Origin of the sequence: Ensifer sp. Root31 (assembly GCF_001424825.1) — a bacterium.
GTDB lineage: Bacteria > Pseudomonadota > Alphaproteobacteria > Rhizobiales > Rhizobiaceae > Ensifer > Ensifer canadensis.
The window spans coordinates 1-25,689 of sequence record NZ_LMCO01000010.1; the positions used below are offsets into that span (position 1 = coordinate 1).

Annotated in this window: 30 protein-coding genes and 1 pseudogene; 11 read left to right on the forward strand and 20 right to left on the reverse strand. The window is 62.0% G+C overall.

Annotated features, from left to right (window positions below):
• The 3 genes and pseudogenes from ASD00_RS10755 to ASD00_RS10765 all read right to left on the reverse strand — a co-directional run.
• A pseudogene (locus tag ASD00_RS10755) lies at nucleotides 1–182 on the reverse strand (trehalose utilization protein ThuA); the annotation flags it as partial.
• A 119-nt stretch (nucleotides 183–301) separates the two neighbouring features.
• Nucleotides 302–643, reverse strand: a complete 342-nt coding sequence (locus ASD00_RS10760) for an SMR family transporter (RefSeq protein ID WP_057206551.1) — start codon at nucleotides 641–643, stop codon at nucleotides 302–304.
• A gap of 17 nt (nucleotides 644–660) precedes the next feature.
• On the reverse strand, nucleotides 661–1,221 hold the full coding sequence (locus ASD00_RS10765; RefSeq protein WP_025428081.1) for a TetR/AcrR family transcriptional regulator: 561 nt from the start codon (nucleotides 1,219–1,221) through the stop codon (nucleotides 661–663).
• Between the two features lie 139 nt (nucleotides 1,222–1,360).
• On the opposite strand from ASD00_RS10765, the gene ASD00_RS10770 reads away from it, so the two are divergent.
• Together ASD00_RS10770 and ASD00_RS10775 are read left to right on the forward strand one after the other, a co-directional pair.
• Nucleotides 1,361–1,753 carry a group II truncated hemoglobin gene (locus ASD00_RS10770; protein WP_057206508.1) on the forward strand — a complete coding sequence of 131 codons (393 nt, stop codon included), beginning with the start codon at nucleotides 1,361–1,363 and terminating at the stop codon, nucleotides 1,751–1,753.
• A gap of 7 nt (nucleotides 1,754–1,760) precedes the next feature.
• The gene (locus tag ASD00_RS10775) at nucleotides 1,761–2,129 is read left to right on the forward strand and encodes a DUF423 domain-containing protein (RefSeq protein ID WP_025428082.1); all 369 of its coding nucleotides are present in this window, start codon (nucleotides 1,761–1,763) and stop codon (nucleotides 2,127–2,129) included.
• A gap of 31 nt (nucleotides 2,130–2,160) precedes the next feature.
• Here ASD00_RS10775 and ASD00_RS10780 read toward each other — a convergent pair whose 3' ends face one another.
• The 5 genes from ASD00_RS10780 to ASD00_RS10800 form a co-directional block, all read right to left on the reverse strand.
• On the reverse strand, nucleotides 2,161–2,475 hold the full coding sequence (locus tag ASD00_RS10780) for an antibiotic biosynthesis monooxygenase (protein WP_025428083.1): 315 nt from the start codon (nucleotides 2,473–2,475) through the stop codon (nucleotides 2,161–2,163).
• Between the two features lie 10 nt (nucleotides 2,476–2,485).
• Nucleotides 2,486–2,755: a hypothetical protein gene (locus ASD00_RS10785; protein WP_025428084.1), complete on the reverse strand. Its 270-nt coding sequence runs from the start codon at nucleotides 2,753–2,755 to the stop codon at nucleotides 2,486–2,488.
• A 62-nt stretch (nucleotides 2,756–2,817) separates the two neighbouring features.
• Nucleotides 2,818–3,234: a DUF2325 domain-containing protein gene (locus ASD00_RS10790; RefSeq protein WP_057206510.1), complete on the reverse strand. Its 417-nt coding sequence runs from the start codon at nucleotides 3,232–3,234 to the stop codon at nucleotides 2,818–2,820.
• A 215-nt stretch (nucleotides 3,235–3,449) separates the two neighbouring features.
• A complete protein-coding gene (locus ASD00_RS10795; protein WP_057206512.1) occupies nucleotides 3,450–4,364 on the reverse strand; it encodes an energy transducer TonB in 915 nt (304 codons plus the stop codon).
• 62 nt (nucleotides 4,365–4,426) lie between these two features.
• On the reverse strand, nucleotides 4,427–4,861 hold the full coding sequence (locus ASD00_RS10800) for a hypothetical protein (RefSeq protein ID WP_107028056.1): 435 nt from the start codon (nucleotides 4,859–4,861) through the stop codon (nucleotides 4,427–4,429).
• A 213-nt stretch (nucleotides 4,862–5,074) separates the two neighbouring features.
• Between ASD00_RS10800 and hemP the strand changes: the two genes are divergently transcribed.
• From hemP to ASD00_RS10835, 7 genes are all read left to right on the forward strand, one after another.
• Nucleotides 5,075–5,257 (forward strand): hemin uptake protein HemP, encoded by a 183-nt coding sequence (hemP, locus tag ASD00_RS42470; protein ID WP_025428088.1) that lies wholly within the window; start codon nucleotides 5,075–5,077, stop codon nucleotides 5,255–5,257.
• 10 nt (nucleotides 5,258–5,267) lie between these two features.
• Nucleotides 5,268–6,329, forward strand: coding sequence for a hemin-degrading factor (locus tag ASD00_RS10810; protein ID WP_025428089.1), 1,062 nt, complete (start codon nucleotides 5,268–5,270; stop codon nucleotides 6,327–6,329).
• Nucleotides 6,330–6,339: 10 nt separating this feature from the next.
• A complete protein-coding gene (locus tag ASD00_RS10815; protein WP_025428090.1) occupies nucleotides 6,340–7,290 on the forward strand; it encodes a hemin ABC transporter substrate-binding protein in 951 nt (316 codons plus the stop codon).
• Entirely contained in the window at nucleotides 7,277–8,401 is a 1,125-nt protein-coding gene (locus ASD00_RS10820) for an iron ABC transporter permease (protein WP_025428091.1), read from the forward strand. Before ASD00_RS10815 ends, ASD00_RS10820 begins: the two co-directional genes overlap by 14 nt.
• A gap of 9 nt (nucleotides 8,402–8,410) precedes the next feature.
• Nucleotides 8,411–9,202, forward strand: coding sequence for a heme ABC transporter ATP-binding protein (locus tag ASD00_RS10825; protein WP_025428092.1), 792 nt, complete (start codon nucleotides 8,411–8,413; stop codon nucleotides 9,200–9,202).
• Nucleotides 9,203–9,361: 159 nt separating this feature from the next.
• Nucleotides 9,362–9,730 (forward strand): DUF883 family protein, encoded by a 369-nt coding sequence (locus ASD00_RS10830; RefSeq protein WP_025428093.1) that lies wholly within the window; start codon nucleotides 9,362–9,364, stop codon nucleotides 9,728–9,730.
• A gap of 80 nt (nucleotides 9,731–9,810) precedes the next feature.
• On the forward strand, nucleotides 9,811–10,242 hold the full coding sequence (locus ASD00_RS10835) for a hypothetical protein (RefSeq protein WP_025428094.1): 432 nt from the start codon (nucleotides 9,811–9,813) through the stop codon (nucleotides 10,240–10,242).
• Here the strand turns inward: ASD00_RS10835 and ASD00_RS10840 are convergent.
• From ASD00_RS10840 to ASD00_RS10850, 3 genes are all read right to left on the reverse strand, one after another.
• On the reverse strand, nucleotides 10,239–11,747 hold the full coding sequence (locus tag ASD00_RS10840; RefSeq protein WP_025428095.1) for an HWE histidine kinase domain-containing protein: 1,509 nt from the start codon (nucleotides 11,745–11,747) through the stop codon (nucleotides 10,239–10,241). The genes ASD00_RS10835 and ASD00_RS10840 overlap by 4 nt on opposite strands.
• 148 nt (nucleotides 11,748–11,895) lie before the next feature.
• Entirely contained in the window at nucleotides 11,896–12,450 is a 555-nt protein-coding gene (locus ASD00_RS10845) for an RNA polymerase sigma factor (protein ID WP_025428096.1), read from the reverse strand.
• A gap of 8 nt (nucleotides 12,451–12,458) precedes the next feature.
• On the reverse strand, nucleotides 12,459–12,653 hold the full coding sequence (locus ASD00_RS10850) for a NepR family anti-sigma factor (RefSeq protein WP_025428097.1): 195 nt from the start codon (nucleotides 12,651–12,653) through the stop codon (nucleotides 12,459–12,461).
• A 135-nt stretch (nucleotides 12,654–12,788) separates the two neighbouring features.
• Between ASD00_RS10850 and ASD00_RS10855 the strand changes: the two genes are divergently transcribed.
• Entirely contained in the window at nucleotides 12,789–13,583 is a 795-nt protein-coding gene (locus ASD00_RS10855; protein WP_025428098.1) for a response regulator, read from the forward strand.
• A 319-nt stretch (nucleotides 13,584–13,902) separates the two neighbouring features.
• Here ASD00_RS10855 and ASD00_RS10860 read toward each other — a convergent pair whose 3' ends face one another.
• The 9 genes from ASD00_RS10860 to ASD00_RS10900 form a co-directional block, all read right to left on the reverse strand.
• Nucleotides 13,903–15,486, reverse strand: coding sequence for an FGGY-family carbohydrate kinase (locus ASD00_RS10860; RefSeq protein WP_057206516.1), 1,584 nt, complete (start codon nucleotides 15,484–15,486; stop codon nucleotides 13,903–13,905).
• Nucleotides 15,487–15,583: 97 nt separating this feature from the next.
• Entirely contained in the window at nucleotides 15,584–16,252 is a 669-nt protein-coding gene (locus ASD00_RS10865; protein WP_025428100.1) for an HAD family hydrolase, read from the reverse strand.
• Nucleotides 16,253–16,362: 110 nt separating this feature from the next.
• Nucleotides 16,363–17,847 carry a mannitol dehydrogenase family protein gene (locus ASD00_RS10870; RefSeq protein WP_025428101.1) on the reverse strand — a complete coding sequence of 495 codons (1,485 nt, stop codon included), beginning with the start codon at nucleotides 17,845–17,847 and terminating at the stop codon, nucleotides 16,363–16,365.
• A gap of 40 nt (nucleotides 17,848–17,887) precedes the next feature.
• Nucleotides 17,888–18,661 (reverse strand): L-iditol 2-dehydrogenase, encoded by a 774-nt coding sequence (locus ASD00_RS10875; protein WP_025428102.1) that lies wholly within the window; start codon nucleotides 18,659–18,661, stop codon nucleotides 17,888–17,890.
• A complete protein-coding gene (locus ASD00_RS10880) occupies nucleotides 18,658–19,659 on the reverse strand; it encodes an ABC transporter ATP-binding protein (protein WP_025428103.1) in 1,002 nt (333 codons plus the stop codon). The genes ASD00_RS10875 and ASD00_RS10880 overlap by 4 nt, the downstream gene beginning before the upstream one ends.
• 11 nt (nucleotides 19,660–19,670) lie before the next feature.
• Complete coding sequence (locus ASD00_RS10885) at nucleotides 19,671–20,501, reverse strand: carbohydrate ABC transporter permease (RefSeq protein ID WP_025428104.1); 831 nt, start codon at nucleotides 20,499–20,501, stop codon at nucleotides 19,671–19,673.
• A 5-nt stretch (nucleotides 20,502–20,506) separates the two neighbouring features.
• Nucleotides 20,507–21,379, reverse strand: coding sequence for a sugar ABC transporter permease (locus ASD00_RS10890; protein WP_057206518.1), 873 nt, complete (start codon nucleotides 21,377–21,379; stop codon nucleotides 20,507–20,509).
• A 143-nt stretch (nucleotides 21,380–21,522) separates the two neighbouring features.
• The gene (locus ASD00_RS10895) at nucleotides 21,523–22,833 is read right to left on the reverse strand and encodes a sugar ABC transporter substrate-binding protein (protein ID WP_025428106.1); all 1,311 of its coding nucleotides are present in this window, start codon (nucleotides 22,831–22,833) and stop codon (nucleotides 21,523–21,525) included.
• Between the two features lie 209 nt (nucleotides 22,834–23,042).
• Complete coding sequence (locus tag ASD00_RS10900; protein WP_025428107.1) at nucleotides 23,043–23,996, reverse strand: sugar-binding transcriptional regulator; 954 nt, start codon at nucleotides 23,994–23,996, stop codon at nucleotides 23,043–23,045.
• A 312-nt stretch (nucleotides 23,997–24,308) separates the two neighbouring features.
• Here ASD00_RS10900 and ASD00_RS10905 point away from each other — a divergent pair, with 312 nt between their 5' ends.
• Nucleotides 24,309–25,670, forward strand: a complete 1,362-nt coding sequence (locus ASD00_RS10905; RefSeq protein ID WP_057206520.1) for an NAD(P)-dependent oxidoreductase — start codon at nucleotides 24,309–24,311, stop codon at nucleotides 25,668–25,670.
• Nucleotides 25,671–25,689: the final 19 nt, after the last annotated feature.

Here is a 25,689-nt window from a genome sequence, read left to right on the forward strand (position 1 = left end):
AGTCGCTCCTCGCTCAGGCCATGCTCCGGTTCCTGCAGCGTCGCCGTCGTCGCCTCGATCGAAACGTCCGTGTTCAGCGCCGCCGCGATGGTGTTGTGCATCCCGTTCGGATAGATGCTCCTGACCACCTCATTGGTCTGCTCATGGATATTCTCGCCCCATACGACTGTTCTGATTGACATCGGCAAATTCCCGTTTATGCGCAGCTGTTAAAATTGAAAGCGGTTTCAATTTGTAAGGCTAGTGACACGCCGGCGCCTTTGCAAGAGCTTTTTGCCCTCTAGGCGTCAGTGGCCAGACATCAATGGAACGTGGATTTCGAGAAGACGTTGAGGACCACGACGCCGGCGATGATGAGCCCGAGCCCGAGCATGGCGGCAAGATCCAGCTTCTGGCCGAAGGCAAAGTATCCGACGAGCGAAATCCATACGATGCCGAGACCGCTCCAGACCGCATAGGCGATGCCGACCGGGATGTAGCGCAGCGTATAGGACAGAAAGAAGAAGGCGACAGCGTAGCAAACGACCATCGTCACGGTCGGCAACAGCCGGGTGAAATGCTGTGCCGCCTGCATCGCCGAGGTGCCAAGCACCTCGAAGACGATGGCAACGACCAGGACGGAATAGAGCATAGCGGGGTTCATCTGGGTCTCCATCCGGTCTATCGCGTCGAAAGCGCTTTGAGATTTTCAGCCAGGGCAACACGCGCCGCGGCATCGAGTTCATGGCTCTGCATCAGGTCGGCGAGCCAGAGACCGTCGGCGGCAAAACGGGCGAGCACGCAGTTGGGTGAAGAGTCGGTTTCCGCAAACTCCTGAGCCCGGCGGTTGACCCATTCGCGCCAGCGGATCTTCAGGTTCGGCTCGGCAATCAGCGCGATCGTCAGCATTCGCCAGCCCGGAACGTCGGTGTCGGGATCGAGCTTCGAGCAGACATCGACATAGGCGCGGGTAAAGCGTCCCTGCGCCTCCGGATCGCCAGCCATCGCCGCCTCGATCGCCGCATCGAAACGCGCGACGAGATCGTCGAACAAGCCATCGAGCAGCGCCGACTTGTTGGGGAAATGGTGCAGCAGCCCGCCCTTGCTGACGCCGGCCGCTTGCGACACCGCATCGAGCGTGATGCCCGCCACCCCCTGCTCGTGCGACAGGCGTGCGGCGACCTCCAGCAATTGTTGGCGGACCTGCTCGGGCTGCTTCTTGCGGCGATGGGCTTCTGTCATGCTTCCATAAAGATACCGTCTGGACGGTTTGTCAAGATCGATGTGTCGAACCGCGCGGAAACGCCGCAAAGGCGAGACTGGAAAGCCGTTGTCCACAAGACCTTGGCGGGCTAGGACTTCGGGGACGAAGGAAGCGGCAATGGCAGAACCGGAAACGACGACACTTTACGAAGCGATCGGCGGCGACCCGACGGTGCGCGCGCTGACCCGTCGTTTCTATGAACTGATGGATACGCTGCCCGAAGCGGCACGCTGCCGCGCGGTTCATCCACCTGACCTTTCCGGCAGCGAGGAAAAATTCTACGAATATCTGACCGGTTGGCTTGGCGGTCCGCCGATCTATGTGGAAAAGCGTGGCCATCCGATGCTGCGGCGCCGGCATTTCGTTGCCGAGATTGGGCCGGAGGAGCGCGACGAATGGCTGCTCTGCTTTACCCGCGCACTGGAAGAAACGGTGGCTCACCCAAAACTGCGGCAGATCATTCTCGATCCGATCACCCGCCTCGCCTTGCACATGCAGAACAAGGAATGACCTGACAATGCCGACCAGTGGATTGCGCGCAACGACGCTCTTCGTCGCGGGATTGATGGGGATTGCCGGGGTGGTCAGTGCTGCAGCCGCCTCGCATGGCACCGACCCCAGGCTGCTCGCCGAGATCTCGGCCATGTGCCTGGCGCACGCGCCGGCGCTCGTCGCGCTTTATGCGGCCTGGCCGAGCTTCCGCACGGCTCCGGTCGCAGCCTTGCTGATCGCTTTCGGCACGGCGCTGTTTTCCGCTGACCTTGCCATGCGTCACGTGACCGGACAGGGCCTGTTTCCGATGTCGGCACCGCTCGGCGGCACGACGATCATGGCCGGCTGGCTTGCCGTTTCAATCGGCGCCTTCCTTCCACGAAAGGCGCCGTGACGCTCAACGCGCCAGTTTGAAGCTCTTGAGATCAGGCGCCTTCGACGACGGAAAAACCTTCGAACTTCGGCGGGCCGAGATACATCGAGCGGTTTTCGCCGGCATTCTTGTGCGCGGCCCGGAAGTTCTCCGACTTCGTCCAGGCGGAAAAGGCATCCTTGTCCTTCCAGGTCGAGTTCGAGACGAAGAGCGTATAGCCCTCGTCCGGCACGTTTTCGCCCCTCAGAAGATGAAACGAGACAAAACCCGGCATGTCCGCAAGGCTTGAATCGCGGCTCTTCCAGACGGCTTCGAAAGCCTCTTCCTGGCCAATGGCGATACGAAAACGGTTCATTGCGAAGAACATGGCCTGCCTCCTATGCGCTGTCTTTCTTGCGAGCCGCGTCGTTCGCGGCTCTCGGGAAGGCCAGAATAGTGCCCTCCTGCGGCTCCGCAAGCCCGAAAGGGTCGCGGCCGGGCCGGCGCGTTTCCCAAGACGGGAACTCGGTGACATTGGGGTTTTCCTCGATCATGCGCGAACGCCGCGTCAGCAATTCGTAGAGTTCGGGCACCAGCCCGTCGCCATTCTGCGCTGCCAATTTGTGCAGGCCGATCATCATGCACTTGTCCGGGCGGTTTTCATTCATCTCGAAAAAAATCTCCATGCGCGCGGAAGGTCAATCACCTCCATCGCGCGTCATATGTTTGGCTATGCCAAGTCGTTGCGGCTGTTGGTCAGGTCCTGCAGCGCCCGCTCAAGGCTCGACTTCGAGCCGTTGCGCAACGGCACGAAAGCCTTGCCCCACTTCTTGCAGCCGGTCTTCACGCGAAGACACGCATCGTGGCTGATGCAATCGATCGGGCAGAAAACACAGTCGACGGAAGGAAGGACACGGTCGATGCGCGATACCGCCTCGCGCAGGCCGCCATCGTGGTGAAGCAGCTCGGCACCGAAGGAGCTGACAATCTCGCGCAGATGCGCAACCTGGCAATCGCGTCCGCCGACATAGAGGAAACTGCGGCCTTCGAGTGTCGCCTTGGCGGCCTCTTCGCAGACCTCGACCCGTTCGGAACCGGAACGAACCTTGCCGTTCTTGGCCGCATTATGGTGACGCTTGCCGCGCATGCAATCTTCTCCGCCTCTTTGCTGCGTCGACGGCCCTCATGGCAACCGATCGCACCGGGATCGACACACACCGTTCGGTTGCGTCACGGCGGCAACTTATTAAACTTGATTATCAGAGTAAAGTATAAACATGAGTTTTATAATCATATTTTTCCCATCAGTTTTGAAGGGCTTCGGCTTCTGCCGCGGATCACACCGTGGCCGGCGGCAGAAGCCTAGCGAACACTTGCCTGAATAGGCAAAGTGAACGGTATTGCACTTTTTCCGGCCCCCTCTGGAATGGCCGGAAATGGAGCCGCACGGCGCACGGCATCAAGAGCAGCCGTGTCCAGAACGGGTGAGCCTGAACTCCCGGCAACGCTGACGCGGGAAACACCGCCGTCCGCCAACACCGTAAAACTCACCGTCGTCGTGCCCGACAGCCCCTGTCGGCGCGCTTCGGATGGAAGCTTGTATCGCCGGTTTATCTTCGCGCGAACTTTGCCATTGTAGTTCGACATATCGGCGTTGCCGACCGCGGTAGAGCGGTTCTTGCCGGTTGCCGCCGCAGAATTGCCGTTTACGTCCCCATCCAGCTTACCCTTGACCTGGCTCTGTGCCTGTTCCCCCTTGTCGCCCGTTTTCTTGCGGGTGACTTTCTTTTTCCTGACGGGATCCTTCTTGGGTTCAGGCTTTTCAACCTTCTCCTTCTTCGGCTCCTGGATCTCCGGCTTTTCCTCGGGCACGACCGTCTCGATCGGCGCGACGCTGGCAGTAACCACAGCCTCGGCGACCTGCAGGGTGGGAACCTGCTCGGCAGGCAGGATGACATCGGCTTCCGTGGCGATCAAATCATGCGGTTGCTCCGCCGTGATCTCCTGCGTGGTCGACGTGACGTCTTCGACCGGGGTAATCTCCTCGGGCTTGACTTCGTCGGGAACGTCTTCGGTCGGCTCGACGACTTCCGTCGGATCGCCGGACTGCAAGGTTTCTTCGAAGGCATCACCGAGGATCGCAACTTCGACCTCGGCACCGCCGGCGATCAGGTCTTGCGGCTGTTCCGGCGTAGAGGAGGCAAGGTACATGGCAACGCTGGTATGCGCCACGAGCGAGAAGGCAATTGCGCCGATCCGTTTCACGGTATGCTTCATCTTGGCCTAACCTTCGCCGCGAGCCGCGACGCAAACGCAGTACTCAATGCGAAAAATCAACCTCAGCCCTTGAGTTCGACCGGCGACTTCGAACCGGTCTTGAGGCCCTTCATGCAGGCATCGCCCTCTACACCATCGCCGACGCAGGCGGGCGCGTCATTGATCAGCAGGCTCTTCACCGCTTCGCAATTCGTGCCGGGAAGATCGAACTGCCGAACCTTGGTCTTGCCAGCAGGCAGATCGCGGAAGTCGAGCACCGCCATGCGCTCGACCAGACCCTTCTGGTCGAAGATCACGAACTCAAAGGAAACCTTGCTCAAATTCTGCACGAAGGCGTTGCCGGCGACGAAGGTGAGCTTGCAGCCCTTCTGCGACGGCGTGACCTCGTTGAGTTCGATGTTGAGCGCGCCAGCGGACGACGCCTCCTGGGCGACTGCACCGCCTGCCGCAAGAACAAACGCGAATGCCACGGGAACAACCATACGGGAAAGGTGCATCATTCTAATACCACTCACGATCGGCGCTCCGAACCCTGGGAGCGTTGAAGTCGTCGCCATCTATCCACAAGCGCGGACATCTTAACTTGAGTGTGGCGATCCGGTATTGCGTCCATAAAGAAATATGAGTAATGAAGTCAAGATAGTAAACGAATTGCACGGCAGGAAATGCGGGAAAAACACCGCCTCCCGCCATCTAGAGACGACCGAACCGTGGCAGCCGACGACACCGATTATGCGCGATTTTCACAACCTGTAGCCTCCGCGCAGCGGGCCCAGCGGATCGTCGAGAGCCGCGACCTCTTTCGCGGCGAAAGCGAGATCCTCATTTCCCACGACGGGGCGATCTACCGCATGAAGATCACCCGCCAAGGCAAACTGATCCTGAACAAATAGGCAAATAACAATGACCGAGAGCCTCCGTCCCACCCCGTCCGAAATCCGTGCCTACCGCGCTGAGAACCCGAAAATGCGCGAGCGCGACATCGCGGCCCAGCTCGGAGTTTCGGAAGCAGCCCTCGTGGCGGCCGAATGTGGCTTGACCGCCGTGCGCATCGACGCGGATGCCAACCGCTTCCTGCTGCGCGCCGAGGAACTGGGTGAGGTCATGGCTTTGACCCGCAACGAAAGCGCAGTTCACGAAAAGATCGGCGTCTACGAAAAGATCACAACCGGCGAGATGGCCAGCATCGTGCTTGGCGAGCAGATCGACCTGCGCGTCTTCCCGAGCGCCTGGGCGCATGCCTTTGCCGTAACCAAGACCGATGACAGCGGCGAAGCCCGCAAGAGCCTGCAGTTCTTCGACAAATGGGGCAATGCGGTGCACAAGCTGCACCTGCGCCCGGCGTCAAATGTCGCCGCCTACGACAAGATCGTTGAAGACTTCCGTCTCGACGACCAGTCGCAGACCTTCGTTGCGGACGCCAGCGCACCGGCTGCCGATGACAAGCAGGAGAACGTCGTCGACGTCACCGAGCTGCGCGACCGCTGGTCCAAGATGACCGACACGCATCAATTCCACGGCCTGCTGCGCAAGCTGAAGATCGGCCGCCGCCAGGCGCTGCAGCATATCGGCGACGACTTCGCCTGGCGTCTCGACCCGTCGAGCATCGAAACGATGATGCGTGCCAGCGCCGAGATCGAACTGCCGATCATGTGCTTCGTCGGCAATCGCGGCGTGATCCAGATCCATTCCGGCCCGATCGCCAAGATCGCCCCGATGGGTCCGTGGCTGAACGTCATGGACCCGACCTTCCATCTTCACCTGCGCACCGATCACATCGCCGAGCTTTGGGCCGTGCGCAAGCCGACTGCCGATGGTCACGTCACCTCGATCGAGGCGCTCGACGCCAAGGGCGAGATGATCATCCAGTTCTTCGGCAAGCGTAAGGAAGGTTTTGCCGAGCGTCCCGAGTGGCGCGATATCGCCGAGGGCCTCGCACGCCTTGACACCACCGTCGCAGCTTAAGGACAGCGTGATGATCAACGGTCTCGACTTCCGCCGCCTTCGCCTCTGGGAGCTGGCTCTGGCCGCGTTTGCGGTTTCGGCTCCCTTCCTGTTGCCCGCCGTGGCGCCAGGGGCGCCGTCGTTCATCCGCCCGGCGATGGCACAGAGCATTGAGCAGCCGGACGTCTCGCGCGTCGTTTCGGTTGGCGGTGCGGTTACCGAGATCATCTACGCACTCGGCGAGGAAGGCCGGCTGGTCGGCCGCGATTCGACCAGCACCTATCCGGAAGCTGCAACCAAGCTGCCTGATGTCGGCTACATGCGCGCGCTCGCCCCGGAAGGCATCATCGCGGTCAATCCGACCGCGATCGTCGCCGTCGAAGGCAGCGGCCCGCCGGAGGCGCTCGCCATCCTGAAGGATGCCAACATCGCCTTCACCAGCGTGCCGGAAACCTTCGACAAGGACAGCATCCCGGCAAAGATCCGCTCGGTCGGCACCTTCCTCAATGTGCCCGACAAGGCCGATGCGCTCGCAAAGTCGGTGGAAGCCGACCTTGCTGCAGCGGTTGCCGGTGGTGCCAAGCGCCCGGAAGGCGAGCGCAAGCGCGTTCTTTTCGTGCTCAGCACCCAGGGCGGCAAGATCATGGCGTCGGGCACCGGCACGGCTGCCAACGGCATCATCGAGCTTTCCGGCGCGATCAACGCCGCCGGAAAATTCCCGGGCTACAAGGCCCTGACCGACGAGGCGATCATTGAAGCCAAGCCCGACGTCATCCTGATGATGGACCGCGGCGGTGAACACAGCGCCAAGGCGGACGAACTCTTCGCCCTGCCTTCGCTGAGCCTGACGCCTGCCGCCAAGACCAAGACGCTGATCCGCATGGACGGCCTGCACCTGCTCGGATTCGGCCCGCGCACCGCAAGCGCCATTCGCGAACTCAACGCCGCAATCTACGGAAAGAAGGCCAATGCCTCGCAGTGAGGCTTTGGACCTCGGCAGGCGCGTGACCGCCCTCGCCGCCGATATCCGGGCCGAATGGCGGTCGGGCAATCGTGCGCGGCTGGCCCGCGTCGTCATTGTTCTACTCGTCATCTTCGCGGCAGCCACCTTCATCGGCTCGATCATGACCGGTGCCGCCGACGCTTCGCTGTCCAACGTCGTGCGCTGGCTGCTCGGCGCGAGCGATGCGGATCAGGTCCTGAGCGTTCGCGACCGCATCATCATTCTCGACATCAGGTTGCCACGAGCGGTGCTCGGAATGCTCGTCGGCGCATCGCTTGCTGTCTCCGGCGTTGTCATGCAGGGGCTATTCCGCAACCCGCTGGCCGATCCCGGCCTTGTCGGCGTCTCCTCCGGTGCAAGCCTCGGCGCCGTTCTGCTGATCGTGCTCGGCTCGGCCGTGTTCGGCCCGCTGTTTGCGCTGTTCGGTTTTTATGCGCTCCCGGTCGCAGCCTTCATCGGCGGCCTTGTCACCACGCTTCTGCTCTACCGGATCGCCACCCGCGGCGGCCAAACCTCGATTGCCACCCTGCTTCTCGCCGGCATTGCGCTTGGCGCGCTCACCGGCGCCTTCACCGGCGTGCTGATCTTCATCGCCGACGACAAGCAACTGCGCGACGTCACTTTCTGGGGTCTCGGCTCGCTTGCCGGCGCCAGCTGGACGAAGATCGCCGCGGCCGCGCCGATCATCCTGTTGTCGCTCGCGGTCACGCCCTTTCTGGCGCGCGGCCTCAACGCCATCACGCTCGGCGAAGCAGCCGCGTTCCACATGGGCATTCCGGTGCAGCGCATGAAGAACATTGCCATCGTCAGCGTCGCCGCAGCAACCGGTGCGTCCGTTGCCGTCAGCGGTGGCATCGGCTTCGTCGGCATCGTCGTACCGCATCTGCTGCGCCTCGTCATCGGCCCGGATCACCGCTATCTCGTGCCGGCATCGGCGCTTCTCGGCGGAACATTGCTGATCCTGGCCGACATGATCGCCCGCACCATTGCCTCGCCTGCAGAGTTGCCGATCGGTATCGTCACCGCCTTCATAGGCGCGCCGTTCTTCCTCTGGATCCTGCTGCGCGGTCGCACGACCATGGGACTGTGAGCCGAAACCATGATCAAGGTATCCAACCTCTCCGTCCGGCTTGGCGGCCGCCAGGTCATCCACGGCATCTCGCTTGAGGCAGAGCCGGGCGCGCTGACCGCGATCGTCGGGCCGAACGGCTGCGGCAAGACAACGACGTTGAAGGCGATCTCCGGCGAGTTGCCGCCGGAAAGCGGATCAGTCAGCATCAATGGCCGCAATCTCAAGGGCCTGAAACCCTGGGAGCTCGCGCTGAAACGCGGGGTGCTTCCACAATCGACGGTGATCTCGTTTCCCTTCACGGTCCGCGAAGTGGTGCGGCTCGGCCTGACCGCAGGCGCGACATCAGATGCCAGGGCCAATGACCGCATTGCCGCCGAAGCGCTCGAGGCCGTCGATCTCGGCGGCTTTGCCGGGCGCTTCTATCAGGAGCTTTCGGGCGGCGAACAGCAGCGCGTGCAGCTGGCGCGCGTCCTCTGCCAGATTTCCAACCCGGTCGGCGATGGCGAACCGCGCTATCTGCTGCTCGACGAACCGGTCTCGAGCCTCGATATCCGCCACCAGTTGACCATCATGCAACTGGCGCGCCGGTTCTGCGAGCGCGGCGGTGGCGTCATCGCCGTCATGCACGATCTCAACCTGACGGCGATGTTCGCCGACCGGATGATCATGATGAAGGCCGGGAAGATCCGCGCAGGCGGCGCGCCGCGAGAGGTGTTGACCGACGAGACGATGGAGGTGGTGTTCGGCTGCCGCATGCAGGTCAGCGCCATGCCGGCAGCCGACGTGCCCTTCGTGTTGCCGCAGACGGCGACGCTCTAGCCGGCAAATCGCGCCAACTTCAAGATTTATCGAAACAATTTGCGCACTCGTGCGTTGTTCTCCCCGAAGTACCGGTCGTGGCAATGCGCTTGCCATGTCGGTGCCAACGGATCACGCCGGTCGTCCTTGGCCGGCGTTGCAGCGAAAGGGAGACCAATCATGGCTTCAGGCCTCTTCTCAGGTTCAAGTTCACGGTCGAGCAAGCGCAACGGCGCGCTCGCTGACATTTCCATCGAAGACCAGCTCAGCGAACTGCGTAGCGACATGGCGGCGCTCGTTGCCCTGCTTGCCGATCGCGGTGCCGACGCTTCGAAACAGGCGCGTAGCAAGGCGCACGATGCCCGCGAGCACGCGGAAGCCGGCCTTCAGGATTTGCTCGCAAGCGGCGAGGAACTGCTCGGCGATCTGCGCGACCGCTATGCCGGCACGGAAAAGCAGCTTCGCCATGCGGTACGCGAGCACCCGTTCGCAACGCTTGGCACGGCAGCCCTCATCGGTCTGATCGCCGCCGCACTGCTGCGGCGCTAGGTTCGATGCAGATCTTGGAACGGGGTGGGATCGCCAGACGCATCCCACCCGTTTTGACGTGTTACCAGGAGTAAATGCGCATGGGACCACTCGGGGCCGCTCTGTCCGCCTTGCTGGCTGCCGACATCGGCGCCACCGCATCACGTTTCAAGCGCAACGCCGCCTTGTGCGCCGTCGTCGCCGTGCTGCTTGTCACCGCCTACATCTTCGCACTGATCGCCATCGCGCTTTATCTCAGCGCCGCCTATTCGCCTGTGGTCGCCGCCGCGTCGATAGCCGCAGCCCTCATCCTGACGGCCTTGATCCTGATCATCGTGATGATTGCCCTGCAAGGACGGGATAGGCGGCTCGCCGAAGAGCGCCGCCGTCGGTCGATGATGCAAACCAATCTGACGATGCTGGCCGCAGCAAGCATCCTGCGCAAACAGCCGCTGCTCGCCGTGGGCACGGCCCTTGCCATCGGCGCCTTGCTCGGCACCGGCAGGAAGCGCAGGCCGCGACGGGAAACCTAAAGCGGCAAGCGGATCAGCGCGGTCACGCCGGCCGCCATATATTCGACCTTCACCGAACTGCCGAGAACCTTGTCGAGGCTGCGCTCTATCAGGATGGAGCCAAAGCCTCGACGTTTCGGTTCGCGCACGGGCGGTCCGCCGACCTCCGTCCAGGTCAGGTGCAATACCGCTTCGCCTTCTTCGACGACGTTGCGCGCCGTCAGCACCACCTTGCCGGTCGGCACCGAAAGGGAGCCGTATTTCACCGCATTGGTCGCAAGTTCATGCAGCACGAGCCCCAGGCCGACGGCCTGGTCGGGGCCGAGCAGCACCTCGTCCTTGTGCAGTTCGATCTGGTCCGCATAGACGCTGACATGCGGCATCAATTGCTTGGAGATCAGGTCCGCAAGCCGGATCGTGCCCCACTCATGGTCCGAGAGAAGTCCATGCGCCTCGGAGATCGCTTGCAGTCGTCCGGCAAAGGCGGTCATGAATTCGGCCGGGTCGCTGGTCTGGCGCAGGGTCTGGCGGGCGAGCGACTGCAGCATCGCCAGGGTATTCTTGACCCGGTGGTTGAGTTCCTTGAGCAACAGCCGCGTTCGCTGCACCGATGCCTGCTGGTCGGTGACATCGATGGTGACACCGATGAAGGTCAGCGGATTTCCCTTGGCATCCCGATCGTGCACCCGCCCGCGGCCGAGCAGCCAACGGCCGGTGTTTCCGACCCGGAACATCCCGTCATATTCCTCGTCCGCCTTCATCGCCTGGCGAAGCTTGGCGAAGGTTGCGCCGCGGTCATCGGCATGGATGGCGCCGAACACTTCCCTGGCGCCGAACGACCGATCGGCCGGCAAGCCGAACATGCGCATAAAGGCGCTGTTGCCGACGATCACGCCGGAGCGAACGTTCCAGAGCCAGCTGCCGATATTGGCCGCCTCAAGCGCCATCGCGTGGCGCTGTTCCTCGCGGGAGAGCGCTGCCTCCTTGATGGCGCGCCGTCGCGCCTCGTCCTTGAGCTTGAGAAGCGAGGCGGCAAGATCGGCAAGCCGGCGCAGCTGCTCCATCAGATGCGGTGCGACCTCGCTGCGCGCGGCAACGTCGAGCACGCAGACCGTGCCGACCGGCTGGCCATCGAGAACGATCGGCGCGCCGGCGTAAAAGCGCAGGAATGGCGCGCCGGCGACCAGCGGCCGATTGCGAAAACGCAGATCGACTGAGGCGTCGAGTACAACTAGGCCGTTGCCTCCCGCATCGGCTGCCGCGTGCACGCAGAACGAATCCTCCGATGACGCCCGCGTCTCCGTGGTACCGACCGCCGCCTTGAACCATTGCCACTCGCGGTCAAGCAGGCTGACGAGCGCGATCGGCGCATCGAAGAGGCGGACAGCGATCTCGGCAATGCCGTCGAAATCCGCATCGGGTACCGCCATGTCCGGCACCGTCGCATGCAGCACGCTCAACCGCTCGGGCGCGTCGAGCAGCGATGTCTCCGGCGGGGCGGTCTTTTCTTCTCTTTTTTCGCGCATCCGGCCTCAACTCCAAACTGCCGCACCCGTCAGCCGGCGCCGATTGCCATTGACACACGGCGCTCTTCTGCGGAGGCGTTCAGGCCGCCAGTGAAAGCAGGGCTGCTCTCGATTTGCAACGCTCTGGCGGCCAAAAAGAGCTGTCGGATCAGGAAACGAATGCCCGTGAGGTAATGGGAGCGGACGTTTCGTCCGGACCGTAGTCGTTTTCGCCCTGCACCTTGAGGATATCCTGAAGGCGCTGGCGGGCGCGGTTCACCCGGCTCTTGATCGTGCCCAGGGCGCAGCCGCAGATCGTCGCCGCTTCCTCATAGGAAAAACCCGACGCGCCGACGAGGATGATCGCCTCGCGCTGGTCCGGGGGCAGCGTCTCGAGGGCCCGGCGGAAATCCTGCAGGTCGAGCGAACCATATTGTTCCGGATGATGGGCAAGCGATTCGGTGAAATGGCCGTCGCTGTCCTGCACCTCGCGTCCGCGCTTGCGCATCTGGCTGTAGAGCTCGTTGCGCAGGATCGTGAACAGCCAGGCCTTCATGTTCGTGCCCATCTGGAAGTGGTCCTGCTTGGCCCAGGCTTTCATGATCGTGTCCTGAACAAGATCGTCGGCCCGGTCATGACGACCTATGAGAGACATGGCAAAGGCGCGAAGGCTCGGCAGGGCGGCGAGCATCTCTCGCTTGAACTCATTCTTTTCAGACGACATTCTGGCGCTCACTCCCTTCCCTGCAGAACCGACTGCCGCTCGGCTGCGTCGAGTTTTTCCAGAAGATCGAGAAAGCGCGAAGGTATCGCTTCTTCCTGAACGGACTGATAGAGCGCCTTTAACTTGGCCGCGATCTGCGTGTTTGGGTCTTCGGACCATGAGGTCGTACCGGAAGTGCGCCCCGCCCCTGTTTTATACTTCATTGTCAATCTGTCGCCTTGTGGTGTTCATTACCGCCTTAACGCGTCTGAAAAATGAAATGTTCCCTCCCGGAACTTTTTTTTGCGTGAAACGTTTTGGAGCATCACTGCAAGATTATATTCTCGAGGGAGTACTCCATGACATTGTCCACACGGATCGCGCCGCTGCTGCCCTATCTGCGCCGCTACTCGCGCGCATTGACCGGGTCGCAGACATCAGGCGACGCCTATGTGGCCGCGGTACTCGAAGCCCTGATTGCCGATACCTCCATTTTCCCGGAGGCCAGCAATGACCGGGTCGCGCTGTTCCGCCTCTACACGTCGCTCTTCGGCTCCTCGTCGGTGCTGGTTCCCGAGCCGGTTTCGCCCTTTGCCTGGGAGCAGCGCGCCTCGGTCAATCTGGCAAACGTTTCGCCGCTTGCCCGCCAGGCTTTCCTTCTCGTCTCGGTCGAAGGTTTCCGGCCCGAGGAAGCAAGCGAAATCCTTGCCGTCACCGACGACAAGATCGGTTCCCTTCTCGACCGCGCTTCGCAGGAAATCTCGCGACAGGTCGCAACCGATATCATGATCATCGAGGACGAGCCTCTGATCGCCATCGATATCGAAAACATGGTCGAGAGCCTTGGCCACCGAGTGACCGGCATTGCCCGCACCCGCGACGAAGCAATCGCGCTCTATAAGAAGACCCGTCCGAGCATGGTGCTTGCCGATATCCAGCTCGCCGACGGCAGCTCCGGTATCGATGCGGTCAACGATATCCTGAAGGCCAGCGCCATCCCGGTGATCTTCATCACCGCCTTCCCTGAGAGGCTGCTGACCGGCGAACGCCCTGAGCCGACCTTCCTGGTCACGAAGCCTTTCAATCCTGACATGGTGAAGGCGCTGATCAGCCAGGCGCTGTTCTTCAACGAATCGACGAAGGCCGCAGCCTGATCATCGACACAGCATCTATCGCCGGCGGCCTCGGTCGCCGGCTTTTGTTTGTCCACTTGTTGCTGTCGCCCGCCCTTGCCTTTCGTCGCTGGTGTCCTGATTGGCATGCCCGTTGATGGCAAGCGCTGGAAACAAAACAGCCAGTGCCGAGGGAAGGCACTGGCTGACATTGTTCAACTCACCGGGGGAGTGTGAGTTGTAAACCGGCGGATTACCTCCGGCGCCACATTGGGGGCGATGCGCGCCACCGTCCGGTCTGAAAATAAAATGCGTGACGCAAACAAAGGTTCCCGGAGTTGCGCGTTTGCCGATCATTTTTTTATTGCAGCGCGTCCAGTTCGTCGCGATGGCGGTAGAGCGCAAGGAAGCGGCGGTAGTCGCGATCGTAGATGTCACGCATGGCGTCGTTCGGCCGCCGCTCGCGCCCGCCGGACGCCATCGCCGCACCGGCCACGGCGAGATCGACGTGAACCTGACCGGCAACGGCTGCCGCCATCGCCGTTCCGAGAAGAACGGCGTCAGGCGCATCGGGTGCTACGACCCGGCAACCCGTGACGTCGCAATAAAGCTCCATCAGAAGCGCATTGCGCACGTGGCCGCCGGTGACGTGAAGTGTGTCGAGTTCGTAGCCGACCTCACGCATCATCTCGAGGATATGGCGGATGCCGAGCGCGATCGCCACGCAGGTGCGCCAATAGAGCCGGCACAGCGCATCGAACGACGAATCGAACGGCAGGCCGCTGATGACGCCGAGCCCGTGTGGATCGGCAAGCGGTGAGCGGTTGCCGTGGAAATCCGGCAGTACATGCAGCCGTTCGGCAAACTGCGTTCCGTGCAGGACGCGCAGTTCCTGGACGCGCGCGATGATCCGGCCGTGGGTCTCGGTCGTTGGCTCCAGGCCGCCGCCATGAATGCGCACGATGTGATCGAGCAGGGCGCCGGTCGCCGACTGGCCGCCTTCGATCAGCCAGGCGCCGGGCAGCACCGCTTCGAAATAGGGTCCCCACATGCCGAAGCCGGGCTTCATATCCTTGGAGAAGGCAACGATGCAGCTCGAGGTGCCCGCGATCAGCGCCAGTTGCCGCTCGAGCTTTTCCGGCTCGCCGGCAAAACCGCCGAGCACGCCGAGCGCCCCGGCATAGGCGTCGATCAGACCCGGTGCCACCTGGCAGCCGATATCAAGACCGAGCTCGGCGGCAGCCTCCACCGACAAGCCCCCGACCGAGCTTCCGACCGGCTGCGTTTCCTCCGGCAATCCGCCCCGCGCAAGCAGATCCTCGAGGCCGATCCGCGCGAGATAGTCCGCCTGCCAACCGCGCTGTTCATGGGCGAGATAGTTCCATTTCGCCGTCAAGGTGCAGCGCGAGCGCGCCGCACTGCCGGTCGCCCGCCAGGAGAGATAGTCGGCGAGATCGAAGAAAAAGCCTGCCTTCTCCCATTGGCTAGGCAGATTCCGCTTCAGCCACATCAGCTTCGGCATTTCCATCTCCGGCGACATGACGCGGCCGGAGAAATCGAGGACCGGGTGTCCGGTGGCGGTACAGAAATCGGCCTCCGTCAGCGCCCGATGATCGAGCCAGACGATTGTGTCCCAGCGCGCCTCGCCCTTTCGGTTGACGGAAAGCGGCGCGCCGCTCCGGTCGCGCACCACGAGCGAACACGTTGCATCGAAACCGATGGCGGCAATGCTCTCCGGCGCGATGCCGGCCTTGTCTCTGGCAGCTTTCACCGAGCCGCAGACAGCTCTCCAGATATCTTCCGAATCGTGTTCGGCATGATTTTCTTCCGGCCGGTTCATGGCGATCGGCAGGTCGGCACGCGCCAGAAGCCTGCCATTCCGGTCGAAAATTCCGGCACGGGCACTGCCGGTACCGACATCGACCGCAACGACGAATTCACGCATCAATGGAGATCCCCGTCCCCGTTACAGCACGCTGCAACATCTTGAAACTGCCGCATAATTTTCCCATCAAATCGATTTCGACTTGAGGAATTATGCACTATTGGCGGACAAACTGTAACAATTCGCCCATGTCGTCAAACAGCACGTCGGGGTCGAGCTTGGCGAGTGTCTGTCGATGACGGTCGCTGCGCGCATGTCCGCCACCGGCGAAGGCAAAGGCCCGCATGCCAGCGGCGTGCGCGGCTTCGATGCCGGCCGGACTGTCTTCGACGACGATACAATCCTTGGGTGCATAGCCCATCTCCCGGCTCGCCAGCAGAAACAGGTCGGGCGCCGGTTTGCCATGTTTGACCATCGTTGCAGAGAAGATGTTCGGCTCGAAAAGATCGATCAGACCGGTGACGGTCAGCGACAGCCGGATGCGTTCCGGCTGGCTGGACGAGGCGACGCAACAGGCGACGCCAAGGTCTTCGACCGCCCGGCGAATACCGGCGATCGGCTGCAACTCCGTACGGAAACGCTGATAGAGCCGCGTGCGCATTTCTTCGAGAAAGGCGTCGTCTGTCGCCAGGCCATATTCGTCGTGAAGTATGGCAGACATGCTTTTCAGGCTGCGCCCGAGAAACCGTTCGGTCGCCTCCTCCGTGGTCATCGACACGCCTGCCGCCGCCAGCACGTCGACCAGGACTTCGAGCGAGATCGGCTCGCTGTCAACCAGCACGCCGTCGCAATCGAAGATCACCAACCTGGACGCGCCGTCGGCCATAACACCCTACCCCTTACAGCGCCGCGCATCTTTTAAGACGCGCCAACGTCGCTGTAACTCTTTGAATTGCTGCGTAATTTCATCCTTAAATCGGGCCCCGTTCTAAGGAATTATGCAGTAAGCTTGCCGTCCAGATAAAGCTGGAGCGTAGCGCGCGTACCTTTTTCCCAGAGGGTTTTCAATGCGTGGGTGAAGCGCTTGCGGAAGAGATCGGATTGGGCGACCTCGCCGAAAATGTCCGACAGCGCCAGAAAAGCCGTCGGATCCTGCCTTGCGGCACGGGCTGCCGCCTGAAGCCGTTCGGCGTTCTGGTCGTTGAAGACAATCTGCTTGCCGCTATCGGTCGTGCCGTCGAAGTAGCGGCACCAGAGCGCTGACACCAGCGCCAGGCCGACGACGTCTTCGCCCCGCGCCAGCCGGTCGGCCGTCGAGGGCAGGATGAATTTCGGCTGCCGGTTGGAGCCGTCCTGTGCAAGCCGCGGGATCGTGTCGCCGATCTTCGGGTTGGAAAAGCGCATCTCGATCAGCTTGTAATAATCGCCGAGATCGGTGTTCGGCACCGGCGGAATGACCGGAATGATCTCGTCATGCTCAAGCTTGGCGAGAAAATCACGGATCAGCGGCTCCTCCATCGCCTCGTGGACGAAATGAATGTCGAGCAGGGCTGCGGGATAGGCGATTGCCGCGTGGCCGCCGTTGAGGATGCGGATCTTCATGTGCTCATAGGGCGCAACATCGGGCACGAACTGCACGCCGACCTTTTCGAGCGCCGGGCGTCCCTGCGGAAAATGATCCTCCAGCACCCATTGCTTGAACTCTTCGCAAAACACCGGCCAGCCATCCTCGATCTCGTAATCGGTTGCGACGATGCCGATTTCGCGTGCGCCCGTGGCCGGCGTTATGCGGTCCACCATGCCGTTCGGAAAGGCGATATTGGCGTCGATCCAGTCGGCGAAATCAGGATCGAACAGCCGGGCAAGGCCTGAAACCGCAGCGTGGGTCACCTCGCCATTGCCCGGAATGTTGTCGCATGACATCACCGTGAACGGCGGAATTTGTCCGTCGCGGCGTGCCTTCAGACCGGCAACGATCAAACCGAAGACCGTCTTCGGCGCGGCGGGATTTTGCGCATCGTCAACGATGGCCGGGTGGGTCGGATTAAAAACGCCGGAGGCTGGATCGATGAAATAGCCGCCCTCGGTGATCGTCAGCGAAACAATGCGGATCGCCGGGTCTGCAAGCCTGGCGACGATGCCAGCGACGTCGCCGGGCCTGAGATAGTCGATCATCGCGCCAGTCACATGCGCGCCGGTGCGGTTGTTGTCCTGCTCGACCACCGTCGTCAGGAAATCCTGCGCCGCGAGCTTTGCCCGCATTTGTTCATCGGAGGGAAGGACCCCGGCACCGACGATCGCCCAGTCATGGTCGTGCCCGGCATTGAAGAGATCGTCGAGATAGACGGCCTGATGGGCACGGTGAAAATTGCCGACACCGAAATGCACGATACCGGCTTTCAGATCGGCGCGATCGTAGCTCGGCACGCCGGCCTTGGCCTTCACTGCGTCGAGCGCGGCAAGAGAAAGTTTGGTCGTCATGGTCTCGTTTCCTTATCGAGGCATCGTCCGGAGACGGGCCTCAGCTCATCCAGTTGCCGCCATCGACGTTGTAGGTCTGCGAAACGACGTAATCGCTCTCGGCAGAAGCGAGGAAGATCGCCATGCCCGTGAGATCCTCGGCCGTTCCCATGCGCCCATAGGGGACTTCCGCTCCCGCGAGCCTCTTCTTCTCGCCGCGCGGGCGGTTCTCGTATTTGGCAAACAGTGCGTCGACGCCGTCCCAGTGCTCGCCATCGACGACGCCGGGCGCAATGGCGTTGACGTTGATGCCGTGCTTGATCAGGTTCAGCCCCGCCGACTGGGTCAGGCTGATGACCGCTGCCTTGGTGGCGCAATAGACGGCGACCAGCGCCTCGCCGCGCCGGCCTGCCTGGCTCGCCATATTGATGATCTTGCCGCCCCTGCCCTGGGCGATCATCTGTTTGGCAGCCGCCTGCATCGTGAACAGCGTCCCCGAAACATTGATCGAAAACAGCCGGTCATAGCTTTCACGCGTGATCTCGACGATCGGCGCGAGATCGAAGAGCGCGGCGTTGTTGACGAGGATATCGAGACCACCGGCCTCGGTGACAACCGATGCGATCGCCGCGTCGATGGAGTTCTGCTGCGTCACATCCATCTCGACGGCATAGGCGCTCGGGCCGATTTCCGATGCGGTCTCACGCGCCCGCGCCAGATTGATGTCGGCAATCGCCACTGTGGCGCCTTCTCGCACATAGGCTTCGGCGAAGGCACGACCGATACCCCGCGCGGATCCGGTGATCAGCGCGCTTTTCCCGTGAAGACGTTTCATCGAACTGCCAGTCCCTTGTCGTCGAACCTGTGGACGCGCTGGGCGTCGGGCGTCAGGAACACCCGGTCCCCGTGGGCGACGGCGAAATCGCCGCTGACACGCGCGGTCATCGTTCCGATATTGTCGACGTTGACGTGCAGGAAGGTGTCCGAGCCCAGGTGCTCGGCAACGCCGACCGTGCCGGCCCAGGTGCCGTTTTCCGTTGAAAGCACCAGATGCTCGGGCCGGATGCCCATAGTGTGCGCCTGGTAGGCGGTAGCCGGCGCACCGGAAACGAAGTTCATCCGCGGCGACCCGATGAAGCCCGCCACGAAGAGATTGTCCGGCTTGTGATAGAGGTCGAGCGGCGAGCCGACCTGCTCGATGCGCCCCCGGTTGAGAACCACGATCTTGTCGGCCATGGTCATGGCTTCCACCTGATCGTGGGTGACGTAGACCATGGTCGTCTTCAGATCCTGGTGCAACTGGCTGATTTCGAGCCGCATGTTGACGCGCAGTGCTGCGTCGAGGTTCGACAAAGGCTCGTCGAACAAAAAAGCTTTCGGCTGGCGCACGATCGCGCGGCCGATGGCGACACGCTGGCGCTGGCCGCCGGAAAGCTGGCGAGGCTTGCGGTCGAGATAGTCGGTCAGGTTGAGCACACGCGCTGCGTCGGCCACCTTCTTGTCGATGACAGCCTTGTCCTCGTTCGCCATCTTCAACGGGAAGCCTATGTTCGAGCGCACACTCATATGCGGATAGAGCGCATAGGACTGGAACACCATCGAAAGTCCACGTTGCGCTGGCGGCAGCTCGGTGGCGTTCTTGCCGTCGATGACGATCTCACCATCGCTGACATCCTCTAGCCCGGCGATGAGCCTGAGCAGCGTCGATTTTCCGCAGCCCGACGGGCCGACGAAGACGACGAACTCGCCATCGTCAATATTGAGGTCGATCGACGGGATGACGGCATGGGCGCCGAAGACCTTCGAGACGTTTCTGAGTGTAATGTTTCCCATTGTCGTATCCCTTATTTGACCGCGCCGAAGGTGAGGCCGCGCACGAGCTGTTTCTGCGAGAACCAGCCGAGTATGAGGATGGGGGCAATCGCCATGGTCGAGGCCGCCGAGAGCTTGGCGTAGAACAGGCCTTCGGGGCTCGAATAGGAGGCGATGAAGGCCGTGAGCGGCGCCGCCTTCGCGGCGCTGAGGTTCAGCGTCCAGAACGCCTCGTTCCAGGCAAGGATGATGTTGAGGAGCAGCGTCGAGGCGATGCCCGGGATCGCCATCGGCGTCAGCACATAGATGATCTCCTTGGACAGCGATGCTCCGTCCATGCGTGCCGCCTCGAGGATCTCGCCGGGGATTTCCTTGAAGTAGGTGTAGAGCATCCAGATGATGATCGGCAGGTTGATCAGCGTCAGCACGATGACGAGGCCGGTGCGGGTATCGAGCAGGCCGGTGTTGCGGAACAACAGGTACATCGGCACGAGCACACCGACCGACGGCATCATCTTGGTGGAGAGCATCCACATCAGCACGTCCTTGGTGCGCTTGGTCGGCGAGAACGCCATCGCCCAGGCAGACGGGATGGCGATGATCAGGCCGATCAGCGTCGAGCCGAAGGAGATGACGACCGAGTTCATGAAGTGCAGGAAGTAGTTCGATCGGCTCTGGACCTCATGATAGTTCTCCGTCGTCCAGTCGAAGAAGAACAGGGACGGCGGCGAGGCGATCGCCTCTGCCTCGGTCTTGAAGCTCGTCAGGAACGTCCACAGGATCGGGAAGAAGATCAGGATGCCGATCGTCCAGGCGACGACCGTGACGACGATCTTTCTTTGGGTGGAGACAGTGCGTGCCATCGGTATCAAGCCTCCAGCGTCTTGCCGATCATGCGCATCAGGAAGAATGCGACGATGTTGGCGAGCATGACGGCGATGATGCCGCCGGCGGATGCGCCGCCCACGTCGAACTGCAGCAGGGCCTGCGCATAGACGAGGAAGGTGAGGTTCGTGCTCTGCGTGCCCGGACCGCCATTGGTCGTCACCAGGATTTCCGCAAAGACCGAGAGCAGGAAGATCGTCTGGATCAGGATCACCACGGTGATCGCACGAGAAAGATGTGGCAGCACGAGATAGATGAAGCGGCTCCAGGCGCTGGCGCCGTCCATCTGGGCTGCTTCCTTCTGCTCTTCATCGAGCGACTGCAGCGCCGTCAAAAGGATCAGCGTCGCAAAGGGCAGCCATTGCCAGGCGACGATGAGGATCACCGACATCAGGGGTGCATTGGCGAGAAAGTCGAAGGGCTGCAGTCCGAAGAGCTTGGCCAGCCAGGCGAACAGCCCGTTGACCGGGTTCATGAACATGTTCTTCCACACCAGCGCGGCGACGGTCGGCATGATCAGGAACGGCGCGATCACCAGGATGCGCACGATCCCCTGACCGAACATCGGCTGATCGAGAAGAAGCGCCAGCGCAATGCCGCCGACGACGGTGATGAAGAGCACGCCCAGCACGATGGCGAGCGTGTTGAAGATCGCCTGGAAGAAGGCGGGATCGGTGAGGAAGTAGCTGTAGTTCGAAAAGCCCGCGAACTCCTCCATTCCCGGCATCAAGAGATTGTAGCGCAGGAACGAGAAGTAGATTGTCATGGCCAGCGGAACGATCATCCAGGCCAGAAGCAGAAGCACCGAGGGCGCGATCATCAAACGCGCGGCGGAGCGGGTGTGCAAGGTCGCCATGGCGTCCCCCCAAATGACGGAATTCAACGCTGTTTCGAGATCGGGTCGGGCCAGCGCGTTTACCCGCGCGGGCCCCTTGGCTGCCTCCAGGAATTACCGGGGCGCCAACCATTTGCGGCCGGCACCCCGGGCCCTTGGGAGCCTTATTTGATGTAGCCGGCCTTGGTCATCTCACGCTCGGTCAGTTGCTGGGCGCTGGCAAGCGCCTGGTCGACGGTCATCTGACCGGCAAGAGCCGCCGCGAACTGCTGCCCGACTGCTGTGCCGAGCCCCTGGAATTCAGGGATCGCCACGAACTGCACGCCGACATAGGGCACCGGCTTGACGGCCGGGTTCTTGGGGTCGGCTGCATTGATCGAGTCGAGCGTCATCTTCGCGAAGGGCGCTGCCTTCTGGTACTCAGGGTTGGCGTAGAGCGATGTGCGCGTGCCCGGAGGAACGTTGGCCCAGCCTTCCTTGTCGGCAACGAGCTTCAGATAGTCCTTGCCGGTTGCCCAAGCGATGAACTTCTCGGCCGCCGCCACCTTCTGCGAACCGGCGGGGATGGCAAGATTCCAGGCCCAGAGCCAGTTTCCGCGTTTGCCGAGGCCAGTGTCAGGTGCAAGCGCGAAGCCCACCTTGTCGGCAACCGTCGATTCCTTCGGGTTGGTCACGAACGAGGCCGCAACCGTCGCGTCGATCCACATGCCGCATTTGCCGGTCTGGAACAGCGACAGGTTTTCGTTGAAGCCGTTCGAGGATGCACCGGGCGGTCCGGCGTCATTCATCAGCTTGACGTAGAAGTCGAGCGCGTTCTTCCATTCCGGCTGGTCGAACTGCGGCTTCCAGTTCTCGTCGAACCAGCGGGCGCCGAAGGCGTTCGCGGTTGCGGTCAGGAAGGCCATGTTCTCGCCCCAGCCCGCCTTGCCGCGCAGGCAGATGCCGTAGACTTCGTTGCCCTTGTCGGTGATCTTGCGCGCCGCGTCGGCGATGAAGTCCCAGGTCGGCGCGTCGGGCATGGTCAGCCCGGCCTTTTCGAACAGGTCCTTGCGGTACATCACCATCGAGCTTTCGCCGTAGAACGGTGCGGCATAGAGCTTGTCGTCTATGGTCAGGCCCGAGCGGATCGCCGGCAGCAGGTCGTCGACGTCGTAGTCGGCGCCGAGATTGTCGAGCGGCATAAGCCAGCCCTGCTTGGCCCAGATCGGCACTTCGTAGGTGCCGATGGTCATGATGTCGTACTGGCCACCCTTGGTGGCGATATCCGTCGTCACGCGCTGGCGCAGCACGTTTTCCTCGAGTGTCACCCACTCGAGCGTAATGTCCGGATTCTTGGACGTGAATTCATCCGCCAGCTTCTGCATTCGGATCATGTCGCCGTTGTTCACGGTCGCAATGGTCAGCGTTTCTGCTTGGGCCAGACCTGCCAGAGCGACTGCCGAGCACGTGCTCAGCAGGAAAGTTCTCAAATTCATCGACTTCCTCCCAGAAGAAATTGAGCATTTGCCTTGCTCATGAGCAATTACTCACTTCTTGTGAAAAAATGTCAATCCGCTTTCGTTGCTGCGCTGCAACCAGAGCCGTTATGAATCTGTTTTGATTGCGGATTTTTTATCAGCAGGTGGTGATATGAACGCCAAAGGGCCGGCGCATGGCCGGCCCTTCCCAAGCAGAAACGCTGCGATCAGGCGTTGAGCAGATAGGCGGCGGTCGCCTCATCGGTGATAATGCCGTTGATGATCCGCCCCTTGAGCGCGGCCTTCAGCGCCTCATATTTGCGCCGCCCCTTGGCAAGCCCGATCACCGACGCATTGTCGCGCGATGGCAGAGGAACGGAGGCGACACGGTCGTTGAAACTGCCCGCCAGCAATGCGCCGTCGTGGTCAAACATCCAGCCGCAGATTTCCCCTGCGGCGCCGGACTTCGTCAGCTGCCCCATCTCGTCCTGCGACAGAAATCCGTCCTGGCAAAGCGGCGCCTCGGGGCCGAGTTCGCCGACACCGACAAAGGCGACATTCGCCTCCGCGCCCAGCTTCAACGCCACCTGGACGAGGCTCTGGCTGTGCAGCACCGCGCGCTCCTCCGGCGAGGAGGCGAGAACCGGCAAAGGCATCGGGAAATGCCGCGCCTTGACGGCATCGGCCATGCTAAAGATGACGTTGTAATAGGCGGCCGAGCCGTCGAGCCTGATATTGCCAGTCAAGGACACGATGCGATGCTGCGGACATTCCATCGCCGGCAATTGGTCGATCGCCGCCTTCAGGGTCCGGCCCGTACCGATCGCCAGAACCTGGGGCTCGGTTAATTTGAGCCAGCGCTCGATCTCGGCGGCCCCTGCCTCGGCGATGCCGACCGTGGTCGAACTCGATCCGGGATCGCTCGGAACCACGTCCACATGCTTTAGCTCGTATTTTTCCCGAAGCCGTTCGGCAGCCTCCAGGCATGCGGCAATCGGATGATCGAGCCTGACCTTGATCAGGCGCTCCGCCATGGCAAGCGAAACCAGCCGCTGGGCCGATTGGCGCGAAATGCCCATGACCGTGGCGATCTCGTCCTGGGTACGGCCGGCGACATAGTATAACCAGCCCGCGCGGGCAGCATCATCAAGCCTGTTGTTCGCCTCAGCCCGTCGCGCCATGCCACTTCTCCATTCCCCCGCGATCGCGATGTTTTGGGTCGAATCAACTCAAAACATCGCGATCGCTTCCCCTAAGTTAGAGCGGGATGCGGGCGGAAAACCGCACACACTTTTCCTCATCCCGCTCTGATTTGCTGCCACTATTTGCCCTGCCCTGTCAAACAGCAGTCAAGAACAATGGCTTGGCAGGTCTGCAGCAAATCCCCGGATCGCAAGGCTTTCCCAGCATTTCGATGCCAAACTTTTACCGTTTGATAAAAAAATAAAGCGTGTTACCGTTCCATCATCCTGAGAAAACATTGGGAGCCAAAAATGGGAACGACGCAATCTGGGATCCTCGGCGGCCGCCTGCCGCTCGCGGACTACGAAACCAATTTCTCCGACCTCCATCCAGCCCTCGACAGGCACGAGGCATTGGTCGCCTCCGACCGCTGTTATTTCTGTCATGACGCGCCCTGCATGACGGCCTGTCCCACCTCCATCGATATCCCGCTGTTCATTCGGCAGATATCGACGGGCAACCCCATCGGCTCGGCAAAGACGATCTTCGACCAGAACATCCTGGGCGGCATGTGCGCCCGCGTCTGTCCCACCGAAACGCTCTGCGAGCAGGCCTGCGTGCGCAACACGGCTGAGGAGCGTCCGGTCGAGATCGGCCGCCTCCAGCGCTATGCGACCGATATCGCGATGAAGGAGAACAAGCAGTTCTACACCCGCGCTGCGACCTCCGGCAAAAAGGTTGCCGTCGTCGGCGCAGGGCCAGCGGGGCTTGCCTGCGCCCACCGCCTTGCGGTCAAGGGCCACGAGGTCGTCATCTACGATGCCCGTGAGAAATCCGGCGGCCTCAACGAATACGGCATCGCCGCCTACAAGTCCGTCGACGATTTCGCCCAGAGCGAGGTCGACTACGTGCTGTCGATCGGCGGCATCGAAGTCCGCCACGGCCAGGCGCTCGGCCGCGATTTTTCGCTTGGCGATTTGACCGAACAATATGACGCCGTCTTCCTCGGTCTCGGCCTTGCCGGCGTCAACGCGCTGCGCCTCGAAGGCGAAACCGCCGAGGGCGTAGACGACGCCGTCGATTTCATCGCCGCCCTTCGCCAGTCGAAGACCAAGGCCGACATTCCGGTCGGTCGCCGGGTCGTGGTTCTCGGTGGCGGCATGACCGCCATCGACGCCGCCGTCCAGGCCAAGCTGCTCGGCGCCGAGGAAGTGACGATCTGTTATCGCCGCGGCAAGGAGCACATGAACGCGTCCGAGTTCGAGCAGGACCTGGCCACCTCCAAGGGCGTCACCATCCGCCACTGGCTGCAGCCCAAGCGCATCGCGCTCAAGGACGACAAGGTCGCCGGGATCGAACTCGAATACACTACGCTCGTCGATGGAAAGCTGACGACGACGGGCGAAACGGGTATCATTGCCGCAGACCAGATCTTCAAGGCGATCGGTCAGTCCTTCGAGGCGTCCGGCCTCGGATCGCTCACGTTCGAAGCCGGCCGCATCGTCACCGATGCCGAAGGCAAGACCTCGCTCGCCAATGTCTGGGCCGGCGGCGACTGCGTGCTGGGTGGCGAGGACCTGACGGTCTCCGCCGTCGCCATGGGCCGCGATGCCGCTGAAGCGATCAACCGGGCTTTCGCCGCGGCCATGCCGCGCGCGAGCGCCGTTGCATAACGGATCGGGAGAACGGAAC

Coding starts and splice junctions, on each gene's coding strand:
- ASD00_RS10760 (WP_057206551.1), bottom strand. CDS start 643: ATGAACCCCGCTATGCTCTATTCCGTCCTGGTCGTTGCCATCGTCTTC.
- ASD00_RS10765 (WP_025428081.1), bottom strand. CDS start 1,221: ATGACAGAAGCCCATCGCCGCAAGAAGCAGCCCGAGCAGGTCCGCCAA.
- ASD00_RS10770 (WP_057206508.1), top strand. CDS start 1,361: ATGGCAGAACCGGAAACGACGACACTTTACGAAGCGATCGGCGGCGAC.
- ASD00_RS10775 (WP_025428082.1), top strand. CDS start 1,761: ATGCCGACCAGTGGATTGCGCGCAACGACGCTCTTCGTCGCGGGATTG.
- ASD00_RS10780 (WP_025428083.1), bottom strand. CDS start 2,475: ATGTTCTTCGCAATGAACCGTTTTCGTATCGCCATTGGCCAGGAAGAG.
- ASD00_RS10785 (WP_025428084.1), bottom strand. CDS start 2,755: ATGAATGAAAACCGCCCGGACAAGTGCATGATGATCGGCCTGCACAAA.
- ASD00_RS10790 (WP_057206510.1), bottom strand. CDS start 3,234: ATGCGCGGCAAGCGTCACCATAATGCGGCCAAGAACGGCAAGGTTCGT.
- ASD00_RS10795 (WP_057206512.1), bottom strand. CDS start 4,364: ATGAAGCATACCGTGAAACGGATCGGCGCAATTGCCTTCTCGCTCGTG.
- ASD00_RS10800 (WP_107028056.1), bottom strand. CDS start 4,861: ATGCACCTTTCCCGTATGGTTGTTCCCGTGGCATTCGCGTTTGTTCTT.
- ASD00_RS10810 (WP_025428089.1), top strand. CDS start 5,268: ATGACCGAGAGCCTCCGTCCCACCCCGTCCGAAATCCGTGCCTACCGC.
- ASD00_RS10815 (WP_025428090.1), top strand. CDS start 6,340: ATGATCAACGGTCTCGACTTCCGCCGCCTTCGCCTCTGGGAGCTGGCT.
- ASD00_RS10820 (WP_025428091.1), top strand. CDS start 7,277: ATGCCTCGCAGTGAGGCTTTGGACCTCGGCAGGCGCGTGACCGCCCTC.
- ASD00_RS10825 (WP_025428092.1), top strand. CDS start 8,411: ATGATCAAGGTATCCAACCTCTCCGTCCGGCTTGGCGGCCGCCAGGTC.
- ASD00_RS10830 (WP_025428093.1), top strand. CDS start 9,362: ATGGCTTCAGGCCTCTTCTCAGGTTCAAGTTCACGGTCGAGCAAGCGC.
- ASD00_RS10835 (WP_025428094.1), top strand. CDS start 9,811: ATGGGACCACTCGGGGCCGCTCTGTCCGCCTTGCTGGCTGCCGACATC.
- ASD00_RS10840 (WP_025428095.1), bottom strand. CDS start 11,747: ATGCGCGAAAAAAGAGAAGAAAAGACCGCCCCGCCGGAGACATCGCTG.
- ASD00_RS10845 (WP_025428096.1), bottom strand. CDS start 12,450: ATGTCGTCTGAAAAGAATGAGTTCAAGCGAGAGATGCTCGCCGCCCTG.
- ASD00_RS10850 (WP_025428097.1), bottom strand. CDS start 12,653: ATGAAGTATAAAACAGGGGCGGGGCGCACTTCCGGTACGACCTCATGG.
- ASD00_RS10855 (WP_025428098.1), top strand. CDS start 12,789: ATGACATTGTCCACACGGATCGCGCCGCTGCTGCCCTATCTGCGCCGC.
- ASD00_RS10860 (WP_057206516.1), bottom strand. CDS start 15,486: ATGCGTGAATTCGTCGTTGCGGTCGATGTCGGTACCGGCAGTGCCCGT.
- ASD00_RS10865 (WP_025428100.1), bottom strand. CDS start 16,252: ATGGCCGACGGCGCGTCCAGGTTGGTGATCTTCGATTGCGACGGCGTG.
- ASD00_RS10870 (WP_025428101.1), bottom strand. CDS start 17,847: ATGACGACCAAACTTTCTCTTGCCGCGCTCGACGCAGTGAAGGCCAAG.
- ASD00_RS10875 (WP_025428102.1), bottom strand. CDS start 18,661: ATGAAACGTCTTCACGGGAAAAGCGCGCTGATCACCGGATCCGCGCGG.
- ASD00_RS10880 (WP_025428103.1), bottom strand. CDS start 19,659: ATGGGAAACATTACACTCAGAAACGTCTCGAAGGTCTTCGGCGCCCAT.
- ASD00_RS10885 (WP_025428104.1), bottom strand. CDS start 20,501: ATGGCACGCACTGTCTCCACCCAAAGAAAGATCGTCGTCACGGTCGTC.
- ASD00_RS10890 (WP_057206518.1), bottom strand. CDS start 21,379: ATGGCGACCTTGCACACCCGCTCCGCCGCGCGTTTGATGATCGCGCCC.
- ASD00_RS10895 (WP_025428106.1), bottom strand. CDS start 22,833: ATGAATTTGAGAACTTTCCTGCTGAGCACGTGCTCGGCAGTCGCTCTG.
- ASD00_RS10900 (WP_025428107.1), bottom strand. CDS start 23,996: ATGGCGCGACGGGCTGAGGCGAACAACAGGCTTGATGATGCTGCCCGC.
- ASD00_RS10905 (WP_057206520.1), top strand. CDS start 24,309: ATGGGAACGACGCAATCTGGGATCCTCGGCGGCCGCCTGCCGCTCGCG.